The sequence below is a fragment of the Peribacillus sp. FSL R5-0717 genome, assembly GCF_038002945.1.
Lineage (GTDB): Bacteria > Bacillota > Bacilli > Bacillales > DSM-1321 > Peribacillus > Peribacillus frigoritolerans.
The window spans coordinates 3,759,200-3,776,835 of the sequence record NZ_JBBOOF010000001.1; the positions used below are offsets into that span (position 1 = coordinate 3,759,200).

A 17,636-nucleotide genomic window follows, 5' to 3' on the forward strand; every position below is an offset into this window, starting at 1 on the left:
TATTCACGAGTATTTGCTGCAAACTCACGAGTAAAAGCCAAAAACTCACGAGTATATGCTCCAAACGTATGTCCAAACGCACCAAAACTGTAATTTTTCGTCCTAAATAACTGCCACTCCCATTTCAAGAAAAACAAAGTGACAGTTTCTTAATCTCAGTTTCTGGATTGTATGAATAGTTTCATTGCGTGAATTTGGCCTATATGATTGGTTTCGTGCAAGACTACAAAATTAATGAATTCTCCCACTGTTTCCATTCCGTTGAAAGGCTGTGCTGTTTTTTCTGTCAATCGTTCTTCCGGAATTTCAAGAAGTCGATCAAGTTGTTCATGCAACTGTTGCTTTAATACTTCAACGGAAGGTACATCTTCGGTCCAGTTGGCTGGTTTTGAACCATATCCGAATAGCTGGCTGTAACTCTCTGGCAAATTACTGCTGGAGTTCAATAAAAACTTTTCCGCTGCAGTAAGGACATGTCCAATGTGCCAATGGATTGTATTATTAAAACCTTCAGGCTGCACATCCATGAACTCTGGATCGATTCCCTCAATTTCCTTTAAAAGATTGCTGCGCATGGCTGTCAGTTGATTTTTAACATAATTCATCTCTTACATTCCCCTTTCAATCTTGTATTACATACCGCTACTCATGAAAATTATAGCAAGTTTATTTCAATATTATCAAATTTTAGATAAGCCTTTTCAAAAAGGGGGGGACTTATCAATTTACAATTTATTTCATTTTAAGGGGTGTAATTGTTGAATAATAATCGGAATATATGCATTGAAGGACATATGCCCAAGGGATAAAGGGTAAAAAATCGACAAACAAATCCTATTACTCTTTTGCGTGGACTAGTATAATGAAAATATTGGATAATTAATCCATTGGGGTATAAGGAGATGACATGTAATGAAAAGGAAACCGCTCCTTGTTGGCCTTTGCTTATTATCAATAACGTTGGCTTCAGGTTGCACAACAAAGCAAGAACATATTTCCGTTCAAAAATATGAAGGTAAACACTACAAATTCGAAGCATATAAAGAAAAGATAGAATTGGGGAAAACAGAAAAAACCAAAGAAATAATAAAGAATTCCGATTGGGAAGAATTCGCGCTGGAGAAGGATCATCCTAAGGCGGACTTCATCTTTTATTTTAATGATCAGAAAAACGAAGGTGAAATTTCCGTATATTATGCCTGGGTTAATACGGATGAAAATATTGTAGAATTGACAAAGGATGAACATAGCCAGTATGTACAGTTAAATAGAAAGGATTCTGAAATTATATTAAGACTGCTTAATTGATGTATAGAGGAGATCCTTACTTTCAAAGACTTCCAGACAAGCATTATATAACTCTCATGTGCCCGACTATCATCAGAGTTATATAATGCAGCCAGCCTTTTTAAGGGGGGGGCGCAAATTCCATTGAAAATTAATGTTTGACAACAATAAGGTGAAAGAAACCGGACTTCCATACAAGTCCGGCTTCTTTCATTCTGCTCAGGCTGAATCAGTCTTCTTTTTTGTTGTCCTCAATAGTGGCATGGTGCAACAACGGAAAGAGCCACCGGACTTGATGATTTCGCTTATATCGACTTCAATGACTTCATATCCGCGTTCACGAAGCTGACTATTTACCTGTTTATTACAGGGTAGACTGAATAATTTTTTATTCCCAATCGAAAGCACGTTGGTACCTAAAGTGAATTGTTCTTCTTTCGTCACTTCAATCATGTCATAACGTGAAGCTAATAAATCCATCTCTTTTTTTGTAAAGGACTCTGGAAAAATAAGCGCCTCTGTCGGTGATATGATATTGAAAACACAGTCTAAATGAAGGAATGTTTCAATGAAAGGAACCGCTATGACCTCGTATTCCGGTAATAAGGATTGAAGATGCTTGACGGATGTTTCATCCGTTCTTTCACTGATTCCAATATAGATGGTTTTTCCGTCAATAAGGACATCCCCGCCCTCAATATGATTTTTGAGGAGGTTGAAATATGAAATACCATTCGTTTCAAGCCAGGATTTCAATATTTGTTCTTCACCCTGCCTGATATCTGTTGCCAACTCAGCTACGTAAACGGTTTCGCCAAGAGTGAAACCGATATCTCTCGTAAAGACTTGTTCCGGATATGTAAATTGAGGCGGTAGTTTTATGACCTCAATCCCTTCATGTTCTAGAGCCTTTGTAAATTGTGCGTGCTGCTCCAAGGCAAGTGCTTGGTCGATATTTTCTTCTTGAAACTCTTTTTGTGTTTCGTTAATGATCTCCCTGATCTCCATATAATGAGGTTCACAAACAATTACCCGTGATAGCTTTGAATATTCACTCGCACAATAAGCTTCTAGTTCTTCGTTTATTTTATTTACCATAAATGAGCTCCCTCTAAATATAATTGTATCTTTACTATTTCCTCTTTTTTCTAGAAAGAAACATAAAAAATTGTCATGGAACTGCACCACTAGATTTAGATGATTTAAAAAAACTTTTCAGAAATCGCTCTTAATAAATGTTTCTGCTTGATTTCAGAAATCCGCTCCGCTGACTGTCTGCCAAGCCTCCTCGACGCAAGCGCCTTTGGGGTCGCCAGCCAGTAATTCGGCAGGAGTGTCGCAAATTTCTTCCATCCATTAAGGAGTACAGAAAAAAACATGAAGAATAACCTAATCTAAAATTTTTTCGGAATGAGTCCGGCCTACGTTTTTTCTTGAATTACATTCCAGTTGATTTCAAAAATCCGCTTCCTTTCTGAATCTGCTTTTTGCCGTCAAACTGATATGAAAATATCATCAAAATAAAGACAGATTCAAAATAATATAAAAGGTACCTAGGGAAAAAGGATTATTTTTTTTCTGGTCGAATATATAATGAGCATGCTTTTAATATAAGGGGGAGATTGTAATGATGGATACTCCATTGATCATGACTCAAATCATTGAGAGAGCTGAAAAATATTTTCCGAAGAAAGAGGTAGTTTCGCGTACGGATGGTGGCATTCACACATTTACATATGCTGAGATTGCTGAGCGTACAAGAAGGCTGACCAGTAATCTTGAAAAATTCGGTATTCAAACAGGTGACCGTATTGGAACGCTTGCCTGGAATCATCATCGGCATTTAGAAGCTTATTTTGCGATTCCTTGTTATGGTGCTGTCTTACATACAATCAATATGCGTTTGTCCCCTCAACATGTTTCTTATATCGTCAATAGTGCGGAGGATCGATTATTATTGATAGATCCGGATGTCATCCCCCTTTTGGAAGCAATTAAAGATGAGTTAACGACAGTGGAAGGGTATATCATTATGACGGATAAAGATGAGCTGCCTGAAACGACCCTTTCACCTATTTATCATTATGAAAAATTATTAGCCGAAGGAAATCCGAAACAGCCATTCATCCAAACCTTGGATGAAAATGCACCTGCCGGCATATGTTATACGTCCGCCACGACCGGGAACCCCAAAGGTGTGGTTTATTCGCATCGCGGAATTTTACTGCATGCGATTGCACTGGGGCTTGCCGATTCTACAGCAATAAGCGAGCGTGATGTGGCCCTTCCTGTCGTGCCGATGTTTCACGTAAATGCCTGGGGCATGCCTTTTGCCAGTGTTTGGTTTGGAACGAAGATGGTTTTGCCAGGGCCCTATTTCACCCCAAAAATTTTGGCGGAGCTTATAGAGACGGAGAAGGTTACTATCGCAGCAGGGGTTCCGACGATATGGCTGGGCTTATTGAAGGAGCTGGAAGAAGGCAGCCATGATACGAGCAGTATTCGTGCCGTTTTATGCGGAGGGTCGGCTGCTCCGAAAAGCATGATTAAAACCTTTGAACAAAAGTATGGGATACCATTCCTGCATGCATATGGAATGACTGAAACAAGCCCGCTCGTATTTATATCGAAACCCAAAAGCTATCAGGAAGACCTCCCTGAAGAAGAACTTTATGAGTTGAAGGCCAAGCAGGGCCTTGTTTCGCCAATGATAGAAATTAAAGTGATCGGTAAGGATGGCGAAGTGAGGCCTGATGGAAAAGAAATGGGAGAATTGCTGATTAGGGGTCCTTGGATTGCCAATGAGTATTTTAAGGATGAGCGGTCAGGGGATACGTTTAAAGATGGCTGGCTTTATACAGGAGATGTAGTCACGATTGATGGAGAAGGATTCGTGAAAATCGTTGACCGGACTAAAGATTTGATTAAAAGCGGCGGTGAATGGATATCTTCCGTTGATATAGAGAATGCCTTAATGGCCCATGAAGGAATCTTTGAGGCGGCGGTAATTGCAGTGCCTCACGAAAAGTGGCAGGAACGGCCGATCGCCTGTGTTGTCTTGAAGGAGGCATACAAGGGACAAGTGTCCCAGGAAGACATCATCGAATTTTTAAAACCGCAGTTTGCAAAATGGTGGCTGCCGGATGAAGTGGTCTTTTTGGATGAAATCCCAAAAACCGGCGTTGGGAAGTTTTTGAAAAGGGCATTGCGTGATCAGCTTCAGGATAAATATATCAATAAATAATGGAATATTTGTTTAATTATAACTTTTCACCCTATTCTCATAATGGTTGATGAATATATAATAGATTCATAGAACGAAAGAGGAGGAAATAAATTGAGTATTGAATCGACATCATCTGCAGGCACGGTTTTAGTCACATATTCGGACAGGACGGCCACTGTTGCAATGAACCGTCCAGAGGCAATGAATTCTCTAAATCCGAAAATGCTGCATGATTTCATTAATGCCCTGAAGGAAGTAAGCGAGAATGATGAAGTGGACGTCGTCATTTTAAAAGGGAATGGGAAAGCGTTTTCCGCTGGTGGTGACATTAAGATGATGCTCTCGCCTGGAAAAGAAAACGCTTTCGATGAGCTGATGGATGGAATCAGTGAATTGGTGACCACCCTATACTTCATGCCTAAATTGACCATCAGTGCCATTCATGGTGCAGCTGCAGGGCTAGGGTTGAGTATTGCTCTTGCAACGGATCATCTTATTGCCGATTCGGAAAGTAAGGTTGCGATGAATTTCATCGGGATTGGATTAATCCCTGATGGCGGCGGACACTTCTTCCTTGAACGCCGTCTTGGTGAAGTGGGTGCGAAAGAATTGATCTGGGAAGGTAAAGTGCTTACAGCGCTTGAAGCAAAAGAAAAGGGCCTCATTCATGAAGTGGCAGACGGAACCTTGGAACATGCGGTAGAGAAAAAAGTGCAATCTTGGCTGCAAAGTCCGGTGCAGGCCATGATTAAAACGAAAAAGATCCTTAGTGAAAAAAATCGCCCGCTATTAATTAAGATGCTTGAGATTGAAAAAGCTGCTCAGATGAAAATGCGCCAAACAGCGGATCACCAAGAGGGAATAAAAGCGTTCGTGGAAAAAAGGAAACCGAACTTCATTGGAAAATGAATAAGAAAGGCCGTCACTTTCTAGTGACGGCCTTTTTTATATAAGGAAAGTATGGAATACTTGATCATATTTTTAGTGATTGCGCTTCCATTTTCAATCAGCGATGAAAAAGCAATAAAGCGCCTGAAGGCGATGTACAGCGATGTGTTTGATCTTGATAGTTTTTTTCCTTCAATAGATTTTGTCCCAATTCTTTTGCTTGTTTATCATTCTCGGCTGTAAATGATTCATCCAATAGTTTTTCCCCTGACGGTTCAAAAACGGTTAATTTGTATATTTTGCTCATTTTCAAAAACTCCCTTATCAAAAATGTTATCAACTGTTATAAAAATTTTATCATTATCTGTCAATTTTGACTATTGTTATGTGAGTGAATCTATTAAGACAAGGAATATTGATACATAGATGAATATCTTGAAAAAGTAACTATCGAACTAACTTCTCGTTTTTTTTCCTTTAAGCTTGGAAAGAATGAAAACAAAACCTATTTATACTAGAGGAATTCTCTCTTTAAAATGAAAAATCATAAATGATATAATAAATTTGAGTAAAAGTGCATGTTGGAAGTGTATGGATCGAAGGGGGTTTTTTTGAATGACGGTAAAAATCGTTAATAATATCACTGAATTGATAGGAGATACACCTGTTGTTAGAATTAATCATTTAACAGAGGAGGATGACGCTGAGGTATTCGTGAAACTTGAGTATTTCAATCCGAGCCGCAGTGTAAAAGATCGGGCTGCCTTCAATTTAATTAGGCAGGCAGAATTGGATGGTATCATTCAAGCCGGGGCTACGATCATAGAACCAACATCAGGGAATACAGGTATTGGGCTTGCCATGAATGCCGCGGCTAAGGGATATCGGGCGATTATGGTCATGCCGGATAATATGTCGAAAGAAAGAATCAATATATTAAAGGCATACGGAGCGGAAGTTGTCCTCACCCCTGCATCAGAGCGGATGCCGGGAGCCATTCGTAAAGCCGAGGAGCTCGCAGCAGAGATTCCTAATAGCTTTATTCCGCAGCAATTCGAAAACCAAGCCAATCCTGATATTCACAGAGTGACGACAGCAGTCGAGATTCTGGATCAGATGGATGGAGACCTGGATGTTTTTGTCGCTACTGCTGGAACGGGAGGAACGATAACCGGTACAGGTGAAGCCTTGAAAGAACATCTGCCGAATTTAAGGGTTGTCGTTGTCGAGCCTAAGGGTTCCCCAGTCCTTTCCGGAGGAAAGCCTGGTACCCACAAGTTAGTGGGTACGAGCCCTGGTTTTATCCCTAGCATCTTAAATACAGAGGTATTTGATGAAATCGTTCAAGCGGCTGATGAAGATGCGATTTCCACCATGAAGGATATGGCTTCGAAGGAAGGGATATTGATTGGGCCTTCAGGAGGTGCCTCTGTCTGGACTGCCCTGCAGGAAGCCCGTCGTCTTGGAAGCGGAAAACGAGTATTATGCATTGCACCGGATAATGGTGAACGCTATTTAAGTATGGATATCTTTAATTGATGAAAAAGACCGAATGCCGTGAATGAAACAATGTTCGCCATTCGGTCTTTTTCCTGTTGAATTTGCCCATACTGCATGATGACGTATTAAAATAATAATGTATGGGAAAGTATGTTCTGCTCATGTTAAAATTGAATATGAAATATTGAAAGAAATCGAGGTGACACTTTTGAGCAGTGTGAAGTTCATTCATGCGGCAGATCTCCATCTGGATAGTCCCTTTTCAGGGTTGAAGGATATGCCGTCATCTATATTAAAGGAATTAAGGGAAAGTCCGTTTAAAGCTTTTCAAACTATCATTAATGAGGCGATTACCCGTCAGGTTGACTTTATCGTGTTATCGGGGGATCTATTTGATGGGGAAAATCGGAGTCTCCGAACACAGGTCCGCTTTCGGACCGAGATGGAAAAACTCCAGCAACATCAAATCCCTGCCTATATTATTCATGGTAACCATGATCACCTTAGCGGCTCATGGATTACTGTGGGGCTGCCGGATAATGTCCACGTATTTTCAGGGCAAACCGAAATGAAACGATTTGAAAAAATCGATGGGACGACTGTCCACCTTTATGGATTCAGTTATCCGCGCCGTCAAGTAAGGGAGAGAATGATCGAAACCTACATAAAAGCTGAAGGGGCCGATTATCATATAGGTCTGCTTCATGGGAATTTGGAAGGCAATTCCGAACATAGCCCGTACGCCCCTTTTTCATTGAAGGAACTTGCTGCCAAAGATTTCGATTACTGGGCATTAGGCCATATTCATAAACATCAGGTTGTTTCGGAAGATCCGCTTGTGATATATCCAGGAAATATTCAAGGCAGGAACAGAAAGGAGTCAGGCGTCAAAGGGTGCATGCTTATAGAATTCGATGGGGGCATGAAACGCCATTCTTTTATTGAAACCTCTGAGGTGATATGGGAAAGCGAAACAATTGAATTATCTGCAGAAGGTGGATTTGATGTCCTGTTCAAGCAATGCAAGGAAGTAATTGAACGGAAGGGTTTCGATGGGAGAAGCTTTCTTTTGGAGTTGAAACTGGATGCAGGTGATGCAGCAGGAGCTTCCGGGGAATATCTTGAAGAATTGACCCGGATTTTGCAGGAAGGGGACAAAGGGGAATCATTTGTCTGGGTGTATAAAATCAAACTCATCCAGTCCATTCCTATGAATAGGTCTAATGAAAGTATATCGCCATTTCTGGCTGAGGTATCCAGGCTTGCTTCTGAATTTGATGATACGGAGGCTGCTCTTGCCCCGTTATACATTCATCAGGGAGCAAGAAGGTTTCTTGATTCAATAGAGCCGGATGAGCAGAGGGAACTGTTGGATGAAGCGGAAAGATGGCTTTTGCACGTTTTTGAAGCGAATAAATGAGTGTAGGGAGGAGCAACGGAATTGATTATTAAAGACCTCCATGTTTATGGTTACGGCAAACTGGAAAATCAGCGTTTTCCTGAATTGGGACAGCTGCAGATTTTCTTTGGGGAAAATGAATCGGGCAAGTCAACCCTCATGTCTTTCATTCATAGTATGCTGTTTGGTTTTCCGACAAAGGTTCAAATCGAACCGCGTTACGAGCCCAAAATGCATGCCAAATATGGGGGAAGGCTCAGCCTCATAACAAAAAAAGACGGGGAAATCGTTATTGAACGTGTGAAGGGAAAAGCTACTGGTGATGTGAAATTGACCTTCGAGGATGGAAGGGTCGGCGGCGAGGAAGAATTGAATGAGATTCTTCATGGCGTTGATAAAAACTATTACCAAGCCATTTTTTCTTTCGACCTTCAAGGTCTGCAGGGATTACATACACTAAGTGAAGGTACGATGAGTAAATATCTGCTTTCAGCCGGGCTGATCGGGAATGATAAACTACTTGAAGCCGAAACGAAATTGCAAAAAGAGCTCGATTCAAGGTTCAAGCCATCAGGCCAAAAACCTTTACTGAATGTGAAAATGAAAGAACTTAAGGAATTGCAGAAAAAGGTGAAAGCATCTGAAGAAGAACAGCAGTCATATACGGCATTACTTCAGGAAGAAGCAAAACTTAAGGAGGAGCTCTCTAAAGTCACGGTGAATATTCAAGAGATTGAAGAAAATCTTGTTAACGTAAGTGCTTTTTTGCGAATTAAACCCTTGGTTGAAGAACAGGGGGAACTAGAGGCTGAAATAAGTAAAATTCCGGATGTGAATTTTCCTGTTGATGGCTTAAAAAGACTTGAACAGCTACAGGCAGTTGGAATCCCCATGAAAGCCCAACTTGCTGCATTGACTGAGAAAATGAACAAACTAGAGGGGAAACTCACGGAAATCAAAATCAATCCATTCATCAAGGGGCATAAAGAGCAAATTGAACATGCAATCGATCAAGGAACATTGTTGGAGAAGCTCGAGCTGGATATTAGAAAAGCGGAACACGAAAGGCTGTTGGAAGAAAAGAATATCGAAAAGGTGAAGCAGGAATTATTCTTGGATGTTTCTGATGAGCAAATAAGAAAACTGGATATCAGTACATTCATGAAGGAAAAGGTGAAAAGGGCCGAAAGGGAAAAGCATCAGCTCCAAAATGATAAAAAACAGCTCGATGAGAAATATGAACTGCAAAAGGGAAGTCTGGAAACGACAGAAGCCCGCTTGAAGGAGATTAAGGCCCAGTTACTGCCAGATGAAAAAAGAATCGAGCTGGAGTCCTTATACAACAAGCAGAATAACATCGAATTTGAAGCAGCACAATCCCTTATTCTTGATGAACAAATACTTGAACTTGAAAAGCAATTGGGATTACAGAGGAAGAAGGAAGCGGATAATCACAAACGTTCACATATCATGAATGGCAGTTTAATAGTGCTACTATGTTTAGGTGCAATCGGAAGTTATTTCAGTGAACAGATTTTGTTGGGGGTGATACTTCTAGCCGCAGCTGTTCTGTTTGCGGTTTCCAGGTATCTCTTTAAAGGTGATGATATATCGTCCGGGTATATCAGGCAATTGGATGAGATGAAAAGGAAAAGGGCTGCAATTGGGAGTGAAACCAATAAAGGGAGTGAAGGAGAGTCGATGGGGAGGCTGCTTGAACTGGACCAACGTCTCCAAAGGCGCTTTGAAAGTGAAAGTTTCAAATATGAAGAAAGGGAGGAAGCGTTTGAATCGACGATTCAGGAGTATGCCGATTGGGAAGCTAGCAGGGACCGGTTGGATAAAGAATTGAGGAAGATCTTAAGTGGTTGGGGTCTGTCTTATCCTGGAATGGAAATTAATCTTGAATCTGTATTTGAACTGCTTGAGAAATGGAAGGAAGCCGTTGATAGGAAATATGAAACAATCAAGAGGCATGATTTTCTCCAGGCAGAATTTGAGGGTAAATCAAAGGCTTTATTTCATTTTGCAAATAGCCTTGATTTTGAAACATCCACATGGAGGGAAGCGATTGGCCAATTGAAACGGGAGTTGAATAAATCGGTTGAATTCTCCGTTCAGTTAACGCAATGGATGCAGGAAAGAAGTCGTTTGACGAACGAAATCGAGCAGCTGACGATGGAAAATGACTATCTTGATGCAGAAATGGAAATGCTTTTTAAGTTAGCGAAGGTCAAGGACGAGGAAGAATTCAGGCATGTCGCTGCATTGTCCGAAAAGAAAATCACCTTACAAAAGCAGCTTGATTTGATTACCATTCAAATTGGGCAATCCAGAATGCTGCCTGATCAAATCCAATCTTATTTAAAACAGGGGATCAATACTTATACATTTGAGAATTTAGAACAGAAACGGAAGGATTCTGTAAAGGTGAAATCCCTTTTGTTAGAGAAGCGGGCGGATGCGAAGCATAAGATAAAACAGCTTGAATTTTCAGGGATTTATGATGATTTACTTCATCGTTTTCATGAAGAAAAAGCTGCTTTTAACGAAGAGGCGAAGGAATGGGCGAAATTGGCAATAGCCAAAAGCTTATTGAATAAAACATTGGACCGATATAAAAGGGAGCGCCTGCCGAAGGTGATCGCTGATGCCGAGCGGCATTTTTCCTTTTTAACGAATGGAAGCTATCGGAAAATCATCCTTGATCAGTCGGGAGAAGGGATTTTGGTACAGCGCAGTGATGGTTTGAGTTTCAGGGTTGAAGAGGTCAGCCGCGGGACAGCTGAGCAAATTTATGTTTCCTTAAGGCTCGCACTTGCTGATCATACTTTTGAAAATGATTCATTCCCTCTCATCATTGATGATAGTTTCGTCAATTTTGATGCGGAAAGGACAAAAAGGATGCTTGAGTTATTGAAAAAAGTTTCGGAAAAGCGGCAAATCTTATTTTTTACATGCCACCGATATATAATGGAGCACTTTAGTGAAAATCAAGTGATTCGTCTATCCAGCCCCGTATTGCGCCAAAATATGAATGATTTGATCATCCCCGAAATATAAGGGGTCTTAAACTATAGATAAAGAGAGTGAAGTCATTGAATAGGAATGAGTTTGTAAGCCGCCATGATTCTTCTTTGGAGTTAATCATCGAAAAGGAGTTTCCTGGTAAACGATGTGTTGGGGGAAAATATTCTGCCATAGGTCATCGCATCACTTTATATGAGAGAGATATTGAAATTCAGTGTGAACGCTCCCTAGGCTCGCTTGCAAGGCTTGAGGATTATACATGGGTGATTCTCACACATGAGATGGGGCACGCATTAGACCCCGATCTTGCTGTGCTTAGTGAGGAGCTGCACCGTACAGGAAAATCAGAAATCCTTTATCAAATAGAGGTCAATGCATGGAATATTGCAGAAGGAATAATTCCTTTTATCGATCACGATTTATTTACCTTCATTAGGGATGAATCCCTGGAACATTGTACAAATCGCCTGCTTGTCGGTTAAAAGGCTCTCCATATGGAGGGCTTTTTTTATTTTCCGCTAAATGGAGTTTGGAAATTCCAATAGTAATTCGCAGAGGGGGAGAATGGACTATCGTTCGAAAGCTACAGGCAGTGATGAATGAAAGTATAATGTGCTGGTTTTTTAGATTAATGTTTCCAAAGGAAGCTTCATATCTTTAAAGGAGCATTCATTTTAATGAATCATTTAAGAGGAATGGGACATGGAGTTATGGTTTATATTCCTTTTTAAGATTGACAGTGAGAATCATTTTCATTAAAATGGTATTATTAGACTAAAAGGGGAGTATTTTAATGCGACCAGCTATTAACACTCAGTCTTTATCGCTCGGTTATGGTGATAAATTAATAATAAATGATATGAATATAGAAATACCCAAAGGGGAGATCACCGTATTCATCGGTGCTAATGGATGTGGAAAATCAACACTTCTAAGGTCTGTAGCCCGATTGTTAAAACCTCAATCCGGCTCGGTCTTGCTCGAAGGCAAAGCGATCTCAACCATGCCATCGAAGGATGTAGCGAGAAAGATGGCGATTCTTCCGCAATCCCCGGTTGCTCCTGAAGGGCTTACCGTCTATCAACTTGTTAAACAAGGAAGATTTCCTTATCAAAGTTGGTTGAAACAGTGGAGTTCCGTGGATGAAGAAAAAGTTCAAAAGGCGATTGAAGCAACGAATCTGACCGATTTAAAGGATCAGGCAGTCGATGAATTATCGGGAGGGCAGAAGCAACGGGCATGGATAGCCATGACGCTTGCTCAGGATACTGATGTCATTTTGTTGGATGAACCGACTACATATCTTGATATGACCCATCAAATCGAGATTTTGGACTTATTGTTCGACTTGAATGAGTTTGAGAACCGAACGATCGTTATGGTGCTTCATGATTTGAATTTAGCTTGCCGTTATGCGGATAATCTGGTGGCACTTAAAAATGGGGCGATACATGCTCAAGGCCGGCCGGAGGATATCATCACGCCTGAATTGGTACAGCATGTATTCAGCATGGAATGTCAAATATCCTTTGATCCAATTTTCGGCAGTCCCATGTGCGTCCCGTTTGGTAAAGGGCGCTACGCACAAACTCAGATAAAAGCGCTGGCCAATGCATAACCTCACACCAGCGATTGAAAAAGAACTTCAGGGATATCGGATATCCTTTCGAGATGTAGCTAAAGTTTCCAAGACCTTCGATCATGCTGATGAGCTTATTCAGTATGCACAAGCCCGAACTGGGGCGGAAACGTCAAGGATAGCCATTTCAATGTGGTTCAGACGCTATGCTTTTTTTGTCACGGCACAATTGTATATGTTAAGCAAACATCGGCTTATCTGGGAAGGCACACTTCAGGACTTTGGTGTTTTGGATGATCCGGAAGATGAGCATTGGCTCCCGAATTTTTTGCTGAAAACCAACAGGTGGAGCCATGTCACGGAAAAGGAAAGCCCTTCTGCCCTCCATTCCATATTGAACAGATTTGGTGCTGATGCCATTCGCTTCTTTTCCGGAACTGCTAAAATATCAAAACTAGTTCTCTGGGAAAATATTTGGAGCTATACGGTATGGATGTATAGTGAGTTATTGAAGCAAACTGATATAAAGACGCGAGTTGAAAAGGACATTGAAATGCTTCTTGAAGATGAGGTATGGCTGAATATTGAAACGCGTTCCCCCTTTAAACGATTCATTGGGGAAAAAAGTGTTCCGGAGTCAATGAACCCTTATAAACGGGTGACATGCTGTTTATATTACCGAATTGATGGCCAGGAGAAGTGCGCGTATTGTCCGAACAAAAACTGTTGAAATAGATTTGATTGGAGAGCCAGGCTTGGGGTCAAGCCTGGTTTTCTTGTGGAGTGATAAGAGACGGCAAAGCTTTGGCTTTTCCTGTCCAATGTCTATCACTTATTAACGAAAACTAAACGCACTAACGAGATTGGTATGTTATAATGTTGATATTTAATTGAACGGAGGCAGTCGCATGGGAAATGGGATCATACACTACGGAATTGGTGAAGTAGTAGATATATATATGTACATTAAAACGAGTACAAAAGCGGTGGCAAGTAATGGAAAGCCTTTTTTAACATTGATTTTGTGCGATAAAACCGGCGAGATAGAGGCAAAGCTATGGGATGTTTCCGAGGCTGATGAGAAAACATACTGTGCGGAAGCAACAGTGAAAGTTCAAGGGGAAGTCCAGAATTATCGAGGACGCAGCCAATTGAAAATCCGTAATATTAGAATTACTTCAGATACTGACGGGGTCACGAAAGCCGATTTAATTCAAACGGCTCCTTTAAGTCAGGAAGAAATGATGGAAACCATCACTCAATTTATTTTTGAGATGAGGAATCCGAATATCCAAAGGGTGACTAGGCATCTTATTAAAAAATATCAGAATGAATTCCTGACGTTCCCTGCTGCCACCAAGAACCATCATGAGTATATGTCGGGACTGGCCTATCACGTTGTATCGATGCTAGGGCTGGCTAAGGCCATTTCAACCCTATATCCTTCCCTCAATAAGGATCTTTTGTATGCAGGGGTCATTCTGCATGACCTTGGAAAGGTGCATGAGCTATCTGGACCTGTTTCGACTGTTTATACAGTGGAAGGGAACTTGTTGGGGCATATCACCATCATGGTGAATGAAGTCGGTAAAGCTGCAGAGGAATTGGGCATTGAAGCGGAAGAAATCATGATTCTCAAGCACTTGATATTAAGCCACCATGGTAAAGCTGAGTGGGGCAGTCCCAAGCCGCCGATGGTTAGGGAAGCGGAAGTGCTGCATTATATTGATAATATGGATGCCAAGATAAATATGATGGACCGCGCCTTGGAAAAAGTGAAGCCGGGTGAATTTACGGAAAGAGTATTCGCGCTCGATAATCGTTCATTCTATAAACCGACATTTTAATGAAATATGCTTCTTTCTCGATGGAGAAAGAGGCATATTTTTTTTGTTTGTGCATATTCTCTAGTAAGTGAATAGTAGATTTTTTGGGAGGGAATGGACATGCCAATTTGGATCTGGTTCGTGTTTATTGGAATAATTGTCAGTGCAATCATGTCAATTTGGACAGCTAGGCAGGAACGCCTCATAGATGATGCTTGGATTGAAAAGGAAGGCCAGAAATACATTGACCGCATGGAAGAAGAGCGTGAGAGGCGTAAAAAGGATATAAATCAGGGAGCATAGCCCGAATGATGAAAAAAAAGCGACAGGTAAATCCTGTCGCTTTTTACTATTCAATTATTTTTCAGCTTTGGCTGCGTCACCAGAAGTGATGGCATCTTTTAAGTCTTTATCTTTAATCTTCACGTCCGCTTTTTTGACTTCTGAATTCAGAATGTCCTGAACTTTAGTTTGGTCAATTTGAGCGACTTTCAAATCATATTCAAGATCTTTTTTCATATCTTTGTATGATTCTTTTTCTTTTGTATCAAGAAGTTGGATGATGTGGTAGCCATAATCGGATTTAATCGGCTTGCTGATTTCATCTTTCTTCATTTTGTAAGCTTGCTCTTCAAATGCAGGAACCATTTCACCTTGTCCGAACCAGCCTAGCTCCCCGCCTTTTTCAGCTGTGCCTGTGTCCGTTGAATATTCTTTGGCAAGTTTGGCGAAGTCTTCACCTTTGTCCAATTTAGCTTTAACTTCATTGGCCGTTTTTTCGTCTTCCACGAGAATATGTCTCGCTTTGATTTGTGGTTTATAGTCTTCATAAGCTTTTTTTACATCAGCTTCTTTAACTTTTATATCGGCAACGGCTGCTTTTTCTTGAAGCATGCCGATTTTAAGTGCACGTTTAAGATCAGCTTCGCTCTTATATCCGGAAGAAGCCAGGGCCGTTTCGAAATTTTCACCCATTTGCGCTTTAAGTTCGTCCGTTTTAGCTTTAACTTCTTTATCCGTTACTGTATATTTTTCAGAAAGAACTTTTTCATAAACAAGTTCTTGAAGAACGGTTTCACCATAACGGTCTTTCATTACATTGTAAAATTCTTCTTTGGTTATATCCCCCGCTTTAGTTTCCACGACTGCTTCCTTGTCGCTGTTGCATGCTGTAAGTCCGATCAGCCCTGCAGTAACAGCAATCGATAATGCCCACTTCTTCATAAAAACAACTCCTAGTTATAAGTTTCTGGTTTGCTACTTTTTCGTATTTCCACAAAATTAACTATAACATATTCTGGTTACTTTACAAAAAATAATATATTGGTGCATGAATAAGATTTTTTTGAAAAATGGGTGTACGCCTACCCGGATATTAATCCATTACATATTATAAATCGAGGACAACAAAAGGGGGTAGCATAATGGGTAATGGATTTAACGGAGGCTTCGCTTTGTTAGTGGTGTTATTCATTTTATTAATAATTGTAGGAGCAGCCTTTTGCTAATCGGCTGCAAAATTACTAATGGAAAGAGCCCACTCCTTTTGCCATGGAGTTGAATAGGATAGGGTAGCCGCTCAACAAAAAAGATTTAAGTGATTTTCAAGCCATGAAAGGAATGGATTCCTTTTGGCGGATATAAGAGTGTGCATTAAATTATTATTACTTAAGAATGGAAGGGAGGAAGATCAATGTCTGGAGGAATAGGTGGAGGCTTTGCTCTAATTGTCGTTCTTTTCATCCTGTTAGTCATCATTGGAGCTTCTTGGTGCTAAGCTCATAAACAAAAGGCGAAGCTATTGCTTCGCCCTTTTTCTTTATGTGGATAATGCCCCGGGTATCACCAATGTATGTAACAAATGATGGACATCATTTGTTGCTCATCTCTACGTATACAAAATTTCAATATAGGAGGATAATAACATAATAGTAATTAATACATTAATGGTCCTGAATACTTTAGGCTGCCGGTCTTCAGCAATTTCCTTTTGAATGCATAAAGAGTTTGTCATTCTATTAATATTATAAAGGATCAAAATAGCAAAAATAATAAACCAGAACGAGATCAAAACCTAAAATCCCTCCTTGCAAAACATCATGTATAAATACGATACCAAATTATAATGAAAAAAGATACCTAAAAATCTTAGCAGACATCATTATGAATCAATAAGGAATCACTTTTGAATAAGTATATCGTATCCTTCGAGATGTTCCTCGATAAAAGAATGCCTTGGGGAACCAAGCAGGTTTTTTATATAAATAAAATCCGATACACACAAGCCGGTGTGCAGGGATAATAAAATAGTGAAATAATGGATGTAATGCGGAAAACTAAGGGCACAACCAATCAAAGTGACAGACATAATGACGAAAGGCAACACAAGGGTCAAGAGATAAAGATGCTTTCGAATCGGATCATGCACATTGACTCTGCATGTCAACACCAGGTTCCACTTCAAGGACCATGAAGTTTTCACTTTTTTACATAATAATCGTAAAGGTAAATAGTGTAATAGTTTGTGAACAGGATATAATAAGAGCAATAGGCTAAAAAATACCATTGTTTGATCGCCATACAAAATAACATGGGTTGAAAAGACACTTAATAATGTATAGATCAGAACAAAAGACATCAATATAGTAAAAACTGAAAAAAAGAGCAGACGGCAATTCCCATATTGTTTTGCCACGTCAATTGTTTTCCACGAATTCATTTCGAAATCAGCCCTCCAAAGCTGTTGAATATACTTACATACATTACGATGAATGGGTGGAAAAAGCAATGGAAATCTTGGATTATGTTTAAGATGAAATCACTTTGGTGAGTAAGCATGCAATGGGCAGTTTTGAAATGGGGATCAGGCGGATTACCGAATGTGAAAAATCAAAAATTGGT

Annotated in this window: 19 protein-coding genes; 13 read left to right on the forward strand and 6 right to left on the reverse strand. The window is 40.3% G+C overall.

The window, feature by feature from the left end; all coding sequences use genetic code 11:
- Window positions 1-155: 155 nt before the first annotated feature.
- The gene (locus NYE65_RS18125; RefSeq protein WP_328176088.1) at window positions 156-605 is read right to left on the reverse strand and encodes a DinB family protein; all 450 of its coding nucleotides are present in this window, start codon (window positions 603-605) and stop codon (window positions 156-158) included.
- 307 nt (window positions 606-912) lie between these two features.
- On the opposite strand from NYE65_RS18125, the gene NYE65_RS18130 reads away from it, so the two are divergent.
- On the forward strand, window positions 913-1,308 hold the full coding sequence (locus NYE65_RS18130; RefSeq protein WP_340861405.1) for a hypothetical protein: 396 nt from the start codon (window positions 913-915) through the stop codon (window positions 1,306-1,308).
- 198 nt (window positions 1,309-1,506) lie between these two features.
- Here NYE65_RS18130 and NYE65_RS18135 read toward each other — a convergent pair whose 3' ends face one another.
- Window positions 1,507-2,385, reverse strand: coding sequence for a dimethylarginine dimethylaminohydrolase family protein (locus NYE65_RS18135; RefSeq protein WP_328176086.1), 879 nt, complete (start codon window positions 2,383-2,385; stop codon window positions 1,507-1,509).
- Window positions 2,386-2,914: 529 nt separating this feature from the next.
- On the opposite strand from NYE65_RS18135, the gene NYE65_RS18140 reads away from it, so the two are divergent.
- On the forward strand, window positions 2,915-4,531 hold the full coding sequence (locus NYE65_RS18140) for a long-chain fatty acid--CoA ligase (RefSeq protein WP_328176084.1): 1,617 nt from the start codon (window positions 2,915-2,917) through the stop codon (window positions 4,529-4,531).
- A gap of 93 nt (window positions 4,532-4,624) precedes the next feature.
- A complete protein-coding gene (locus tag NYE65_RS18145) occupies window positions 4,625-5,422 on the forward strand; it encodes an enoyl-CoA hydratase (protein ID WP_098865885.1) in 798 nt (265 codons plus the stop codon).
- Between the two features lie 97 nt (window positions 5,423-5,519).
- On the opposite strand, the gene NYE65_RS18150 is transcribed toward NYE65_RS18145, so the two are convergent.
- On the reverse strand, window positions 5,520-5,708 hold the full coding sequence (locus NYE65_RS18150; protein WP_328176083.1) for a YhzD family protein: 189 nt from the start codon (window positions 5,706-5,708) through the stop codon (window positions 5,520-5,522).
- Between the two features lie 308 nt (window positions 5,709-6,016).
- Here NYE65_RS18150 and cysK point away from each other — a divergent pair, with 308 nt between their 5' ends.
- From cysK to NYE65_RS18190, 8 genes are all read left to right on the forward strand, one after another.
- Window positions 6,017-6,940, forward strand: a complete 924-nt coding sequence (gene cysK / locus NYE65_RS18155; RefSeq protein ID WP_340861406.1) for a cysteine synthase A — start codon at window positions 6,017-6,019, stop codon at window positions 6,938-6,940.
- Between the two features lie 178 nt (window positions 6,941-7,118).
- On the forward strand, window positions 7,119-8,321 hold the full coding sequence (locus tag NYE65_RS18160) for a metallophosphoesterase family protein (protein WP_340862146.1): 1,203 nt from the start codon (window positions 7,119-7,121) through the stop codon (window positions 8,319-8,321).
- Window positions 8,322-8,342: 21 nt separating this feature from the next.
- The gene (locus NYE65_RS18165; RefSeq protein ID WP_340861407.1) at window positions 8,343-11,363 is read left to right on the forward strand and encodes an ATP-binding protein; all 3,021 of its coding nucleotides are present in this window, start codon (window positions 8,343-8,345) and stop codon (window positions 11,361-11,363) included.
- Window positions 11,364-11,398: 35 nt separating this feature from the next.
- Complete coding sequence (locus NYE65_RS18170; RefSeq protein WP_328109586.1) at window positions 11,399-11,812, forward strand: hypothetical protein; 414 nt, start codon at window positions 11,399-11,401, stop codon at window positions 11,810-11,812.
- A 311-nt stretch (window positions 11,813-12,123) separates the two neighbouring features.
- On the forward strand, window positions 12,124-12,948 hold the full coding sequence (locus tag NYE65_RS18175; protein WP_268590633.1) for an ABC transporter ATP-binding protein: 825 nt from the start codon (window positions 12,124-12,126) through the stop codon (window positions 12,946-12,948).
- Window positions 12,941-13,639, forward strand: coding sequence for a (2Fe-2S)-binding protein (locus NYE65_RS18180; RefSeq protein WP_264640501.1), 699 nt, complete (start codon window positions 12,941-12,943; stop codon window positions 13,637-13,639). Before NYE65_RS18175 ends, NYE65_RS18180 begins: the two co-directional genes overlap by 8 nt.
- 178 nt (window positions 13,640-13,817) lie before the next feature.
- Window positions 13,818-14,756: a 3'-5' exoribonuclease YhaM gene (yhaM, locus tag NYE65_RS18185; RefSeq protein ID WP_034314712.1), complete on the forward strand. Its 939-nt coding sequence runs from the start codon at window positions 13,818-13,820 to the stop codon at window positions 14,754-14,756.
- A 99-nt stretch (window positions 14,757-14,855) separates the two neighbouring features.
- Window positions 14,856-15,038: a sporulation YhaL family protein gene (locus NYE65_RS18190; protein ID WP_057275795.1), complete on the forward strand. Its 183-nt coding sequence runs from the start codon at window positions 14,856-14,858 to the stop codon at window positions 15,036-15,038.
- Between the two features lie 54 nt (window positions 15,039-15,092).
- Here NYE65_RS18190 and NYE65_RS18195 read toward each other — a convergent pair whose 3' ends face one another.
- A complete protein-coding gene (locus NYE65_RS18195) occupies window positions 15,093-15,959 on the reverse strand; it encodes a peptidylprolyl isomerase (RefSeq protein WP_034314704.1) in 867 nt (288 codons plus the stop codon).
- Between the two features lie 200 nt (window positions 15,960-16,159).
- Between NYE65_RS18195 and NYE65_RS18200 the strand changes: the two genes are divergently transcribed.
- Both NYE65_RS18200 and NYE65_RS18205 read left to right on the forward strand, forming a co-directional pair.
- The gene (locus tag NYE65_RS18200; protein WP_083450669.1) at window positions 16,160-16,243 is read left to right on the forward strand and encodes a YjcZ family sporulation protein; all 84 of its coding nucleotides are present in this window, start codon (window positions 16,160-16,162) and stop codon (window positions 16,241-16,243) included.
- A gap of 185 nt (window positions 16,244-16,428) precedes the next feature.
- Entirely contained in the window at window positions 16,429-16,512 is an 84-nt protein-coding gene (locus NYE65_RS18205) for a YjcZ family sporulation protein (RefSeq protein WP_057275797.1), read from the forward strand.
- A 111-nt stretch (window positions 16,513-16,623) separates the two neighbouring features.
- On the opposite strand, the gene NYE65_RS18210 is transcribed toward NYE65_RS18205, so the two are convergent.
- Together NYE65_RS18210 and NYE65_RS27275 are read right to left on the reverse strand one after the other, a co-directional pair.
- Window positions 16,624-16,806, reverse strand: coding sequence for a hypothetical protein (locus NYE65_RS18210; protein ID WP_034314696.1), 183 nt, complete (start codon window positions 16,804-16,806; stop codon window positions 16,624-16,626).
- 108 nt (window positions 16,807-16,914) lie between these two features.
- Window positions 16,915-17,454 (reverse strand): DUF3267 domain-containing protein, encoded by a 540-nt coding sequence (locus tag NYE65_RS27275; RefSeq protein WP_445670422.1) that lies wholly within the window; start codon window positions 17,452-17,454, stop codon window positions 16,915-16,917.
- Between the last annotated feature and the right edge of the window lie 182 nt (window positions 17,455-17,636).

What these genes read in the sequence shown, in the direction of transcription:
- NYE65_RS18125 (WP_328176088.1), bottom strand. Translation starts at nt 605, where the DNA reads ATGAATTATGTTAAAAATCAACTGACAGCCATGCGCAGCAATCTTTTA.
- NYE65_RS18130 (WP_340861405.1), top strand. Translation starts at nt 913, where the DNA reads ATGAAAAGGAAACCGCTCCTTGTTGGCCTTTGCTTATTATCAATAACG.
- NYE65_RS18135 (WP_328176086.1), bottom strand. Translation starts at nt 2,385, where the DNA reads ATGGTAAATAAAATAAACGAAGAACTAGAAGCTTATTGTGCGAGTGAA.
- NYE65_RS18140 (WP_328176084.1), top strand. Translation starts at nt 2,915, where the DNA reads ATGATGGATACTCCATTGATCATGACTCAAATCATTGAGAGAGCTGAA.
- NYE65_RS18150 (WP_328176083.1), bottom strand. Translation starts at nt 5,708, where the DNA reads ATGAGCAAAATATACAAATTAACCGTTTTTGAACCGTCAGGGGAAAAA.
- cysK (WP_340861406.1), top strand. Translation starts at nt 6,017, where the DNA reads ATGACGGTAAAAATCGTTAATAATATCACTGAATTGATAGGAGATACA.
- NYE65_RS18175 (WP_268590633.1), top strand. Translation starts at nt 12,124, where the DNA reads ATGCGACCAGCTATTAACACTCAGTCTTTATCGCTCGGTTATGGTGAT.
- NYE65_RS18180 (WP_264640501.1), top strand. Translation starts at nt 12,941, where the DNA reads ATGCATAACCTCACACCAGCGATTGAAAAAGAACTTCAGGGATATCGG.
- yhaM (WP_034314712.1), top strand. Translation starts at nt 13,818, where the DNA reads ATGGGAAATGGGATCATACACTACGGAATTGGTGAAGTAGTAGATATA.
- NYE65_RS18190 (WP_057275795.1), top strand. Translation starts at nt 14,856, where the DNA reads ATGCCAATTTGGATCTGGTTCGTGTTTATTGGAATAATTGTCAGTGCA.
- NYE65_RS18195 (WP_034314704.1), bottom strand. Translation starts at nt 15,959, where the DNA reads ATGAAGAAGTGGGCATTATCGATTGCTGTTACTGCAGGGCTGATCGGA.
- NYE65_RS18200 (WP_083450669.1), top strand. Translation starts at nt 16,160, where the DNA reads ATGGGTAATGGATTTAACGGAGGCTTCGCTTTGTTAGTGGTGTTATTC.
- NYE65_RS18205 (WP_057275797.1), top strand. Translation starts at nt 16,429, where the DNA reads ATGTCTGGAGGAATAGGTGGAGGCTTTGCTCTAATTGTCGTTCTTTTC.
- NYE65_RS27275 (WP_445670422.1), bottom strand. Translation starts at nt 17,454, where the DNA reads ATGAATTCGTGGAAAACAATTGACGTGGCAAAACAATATGGGAATTGC.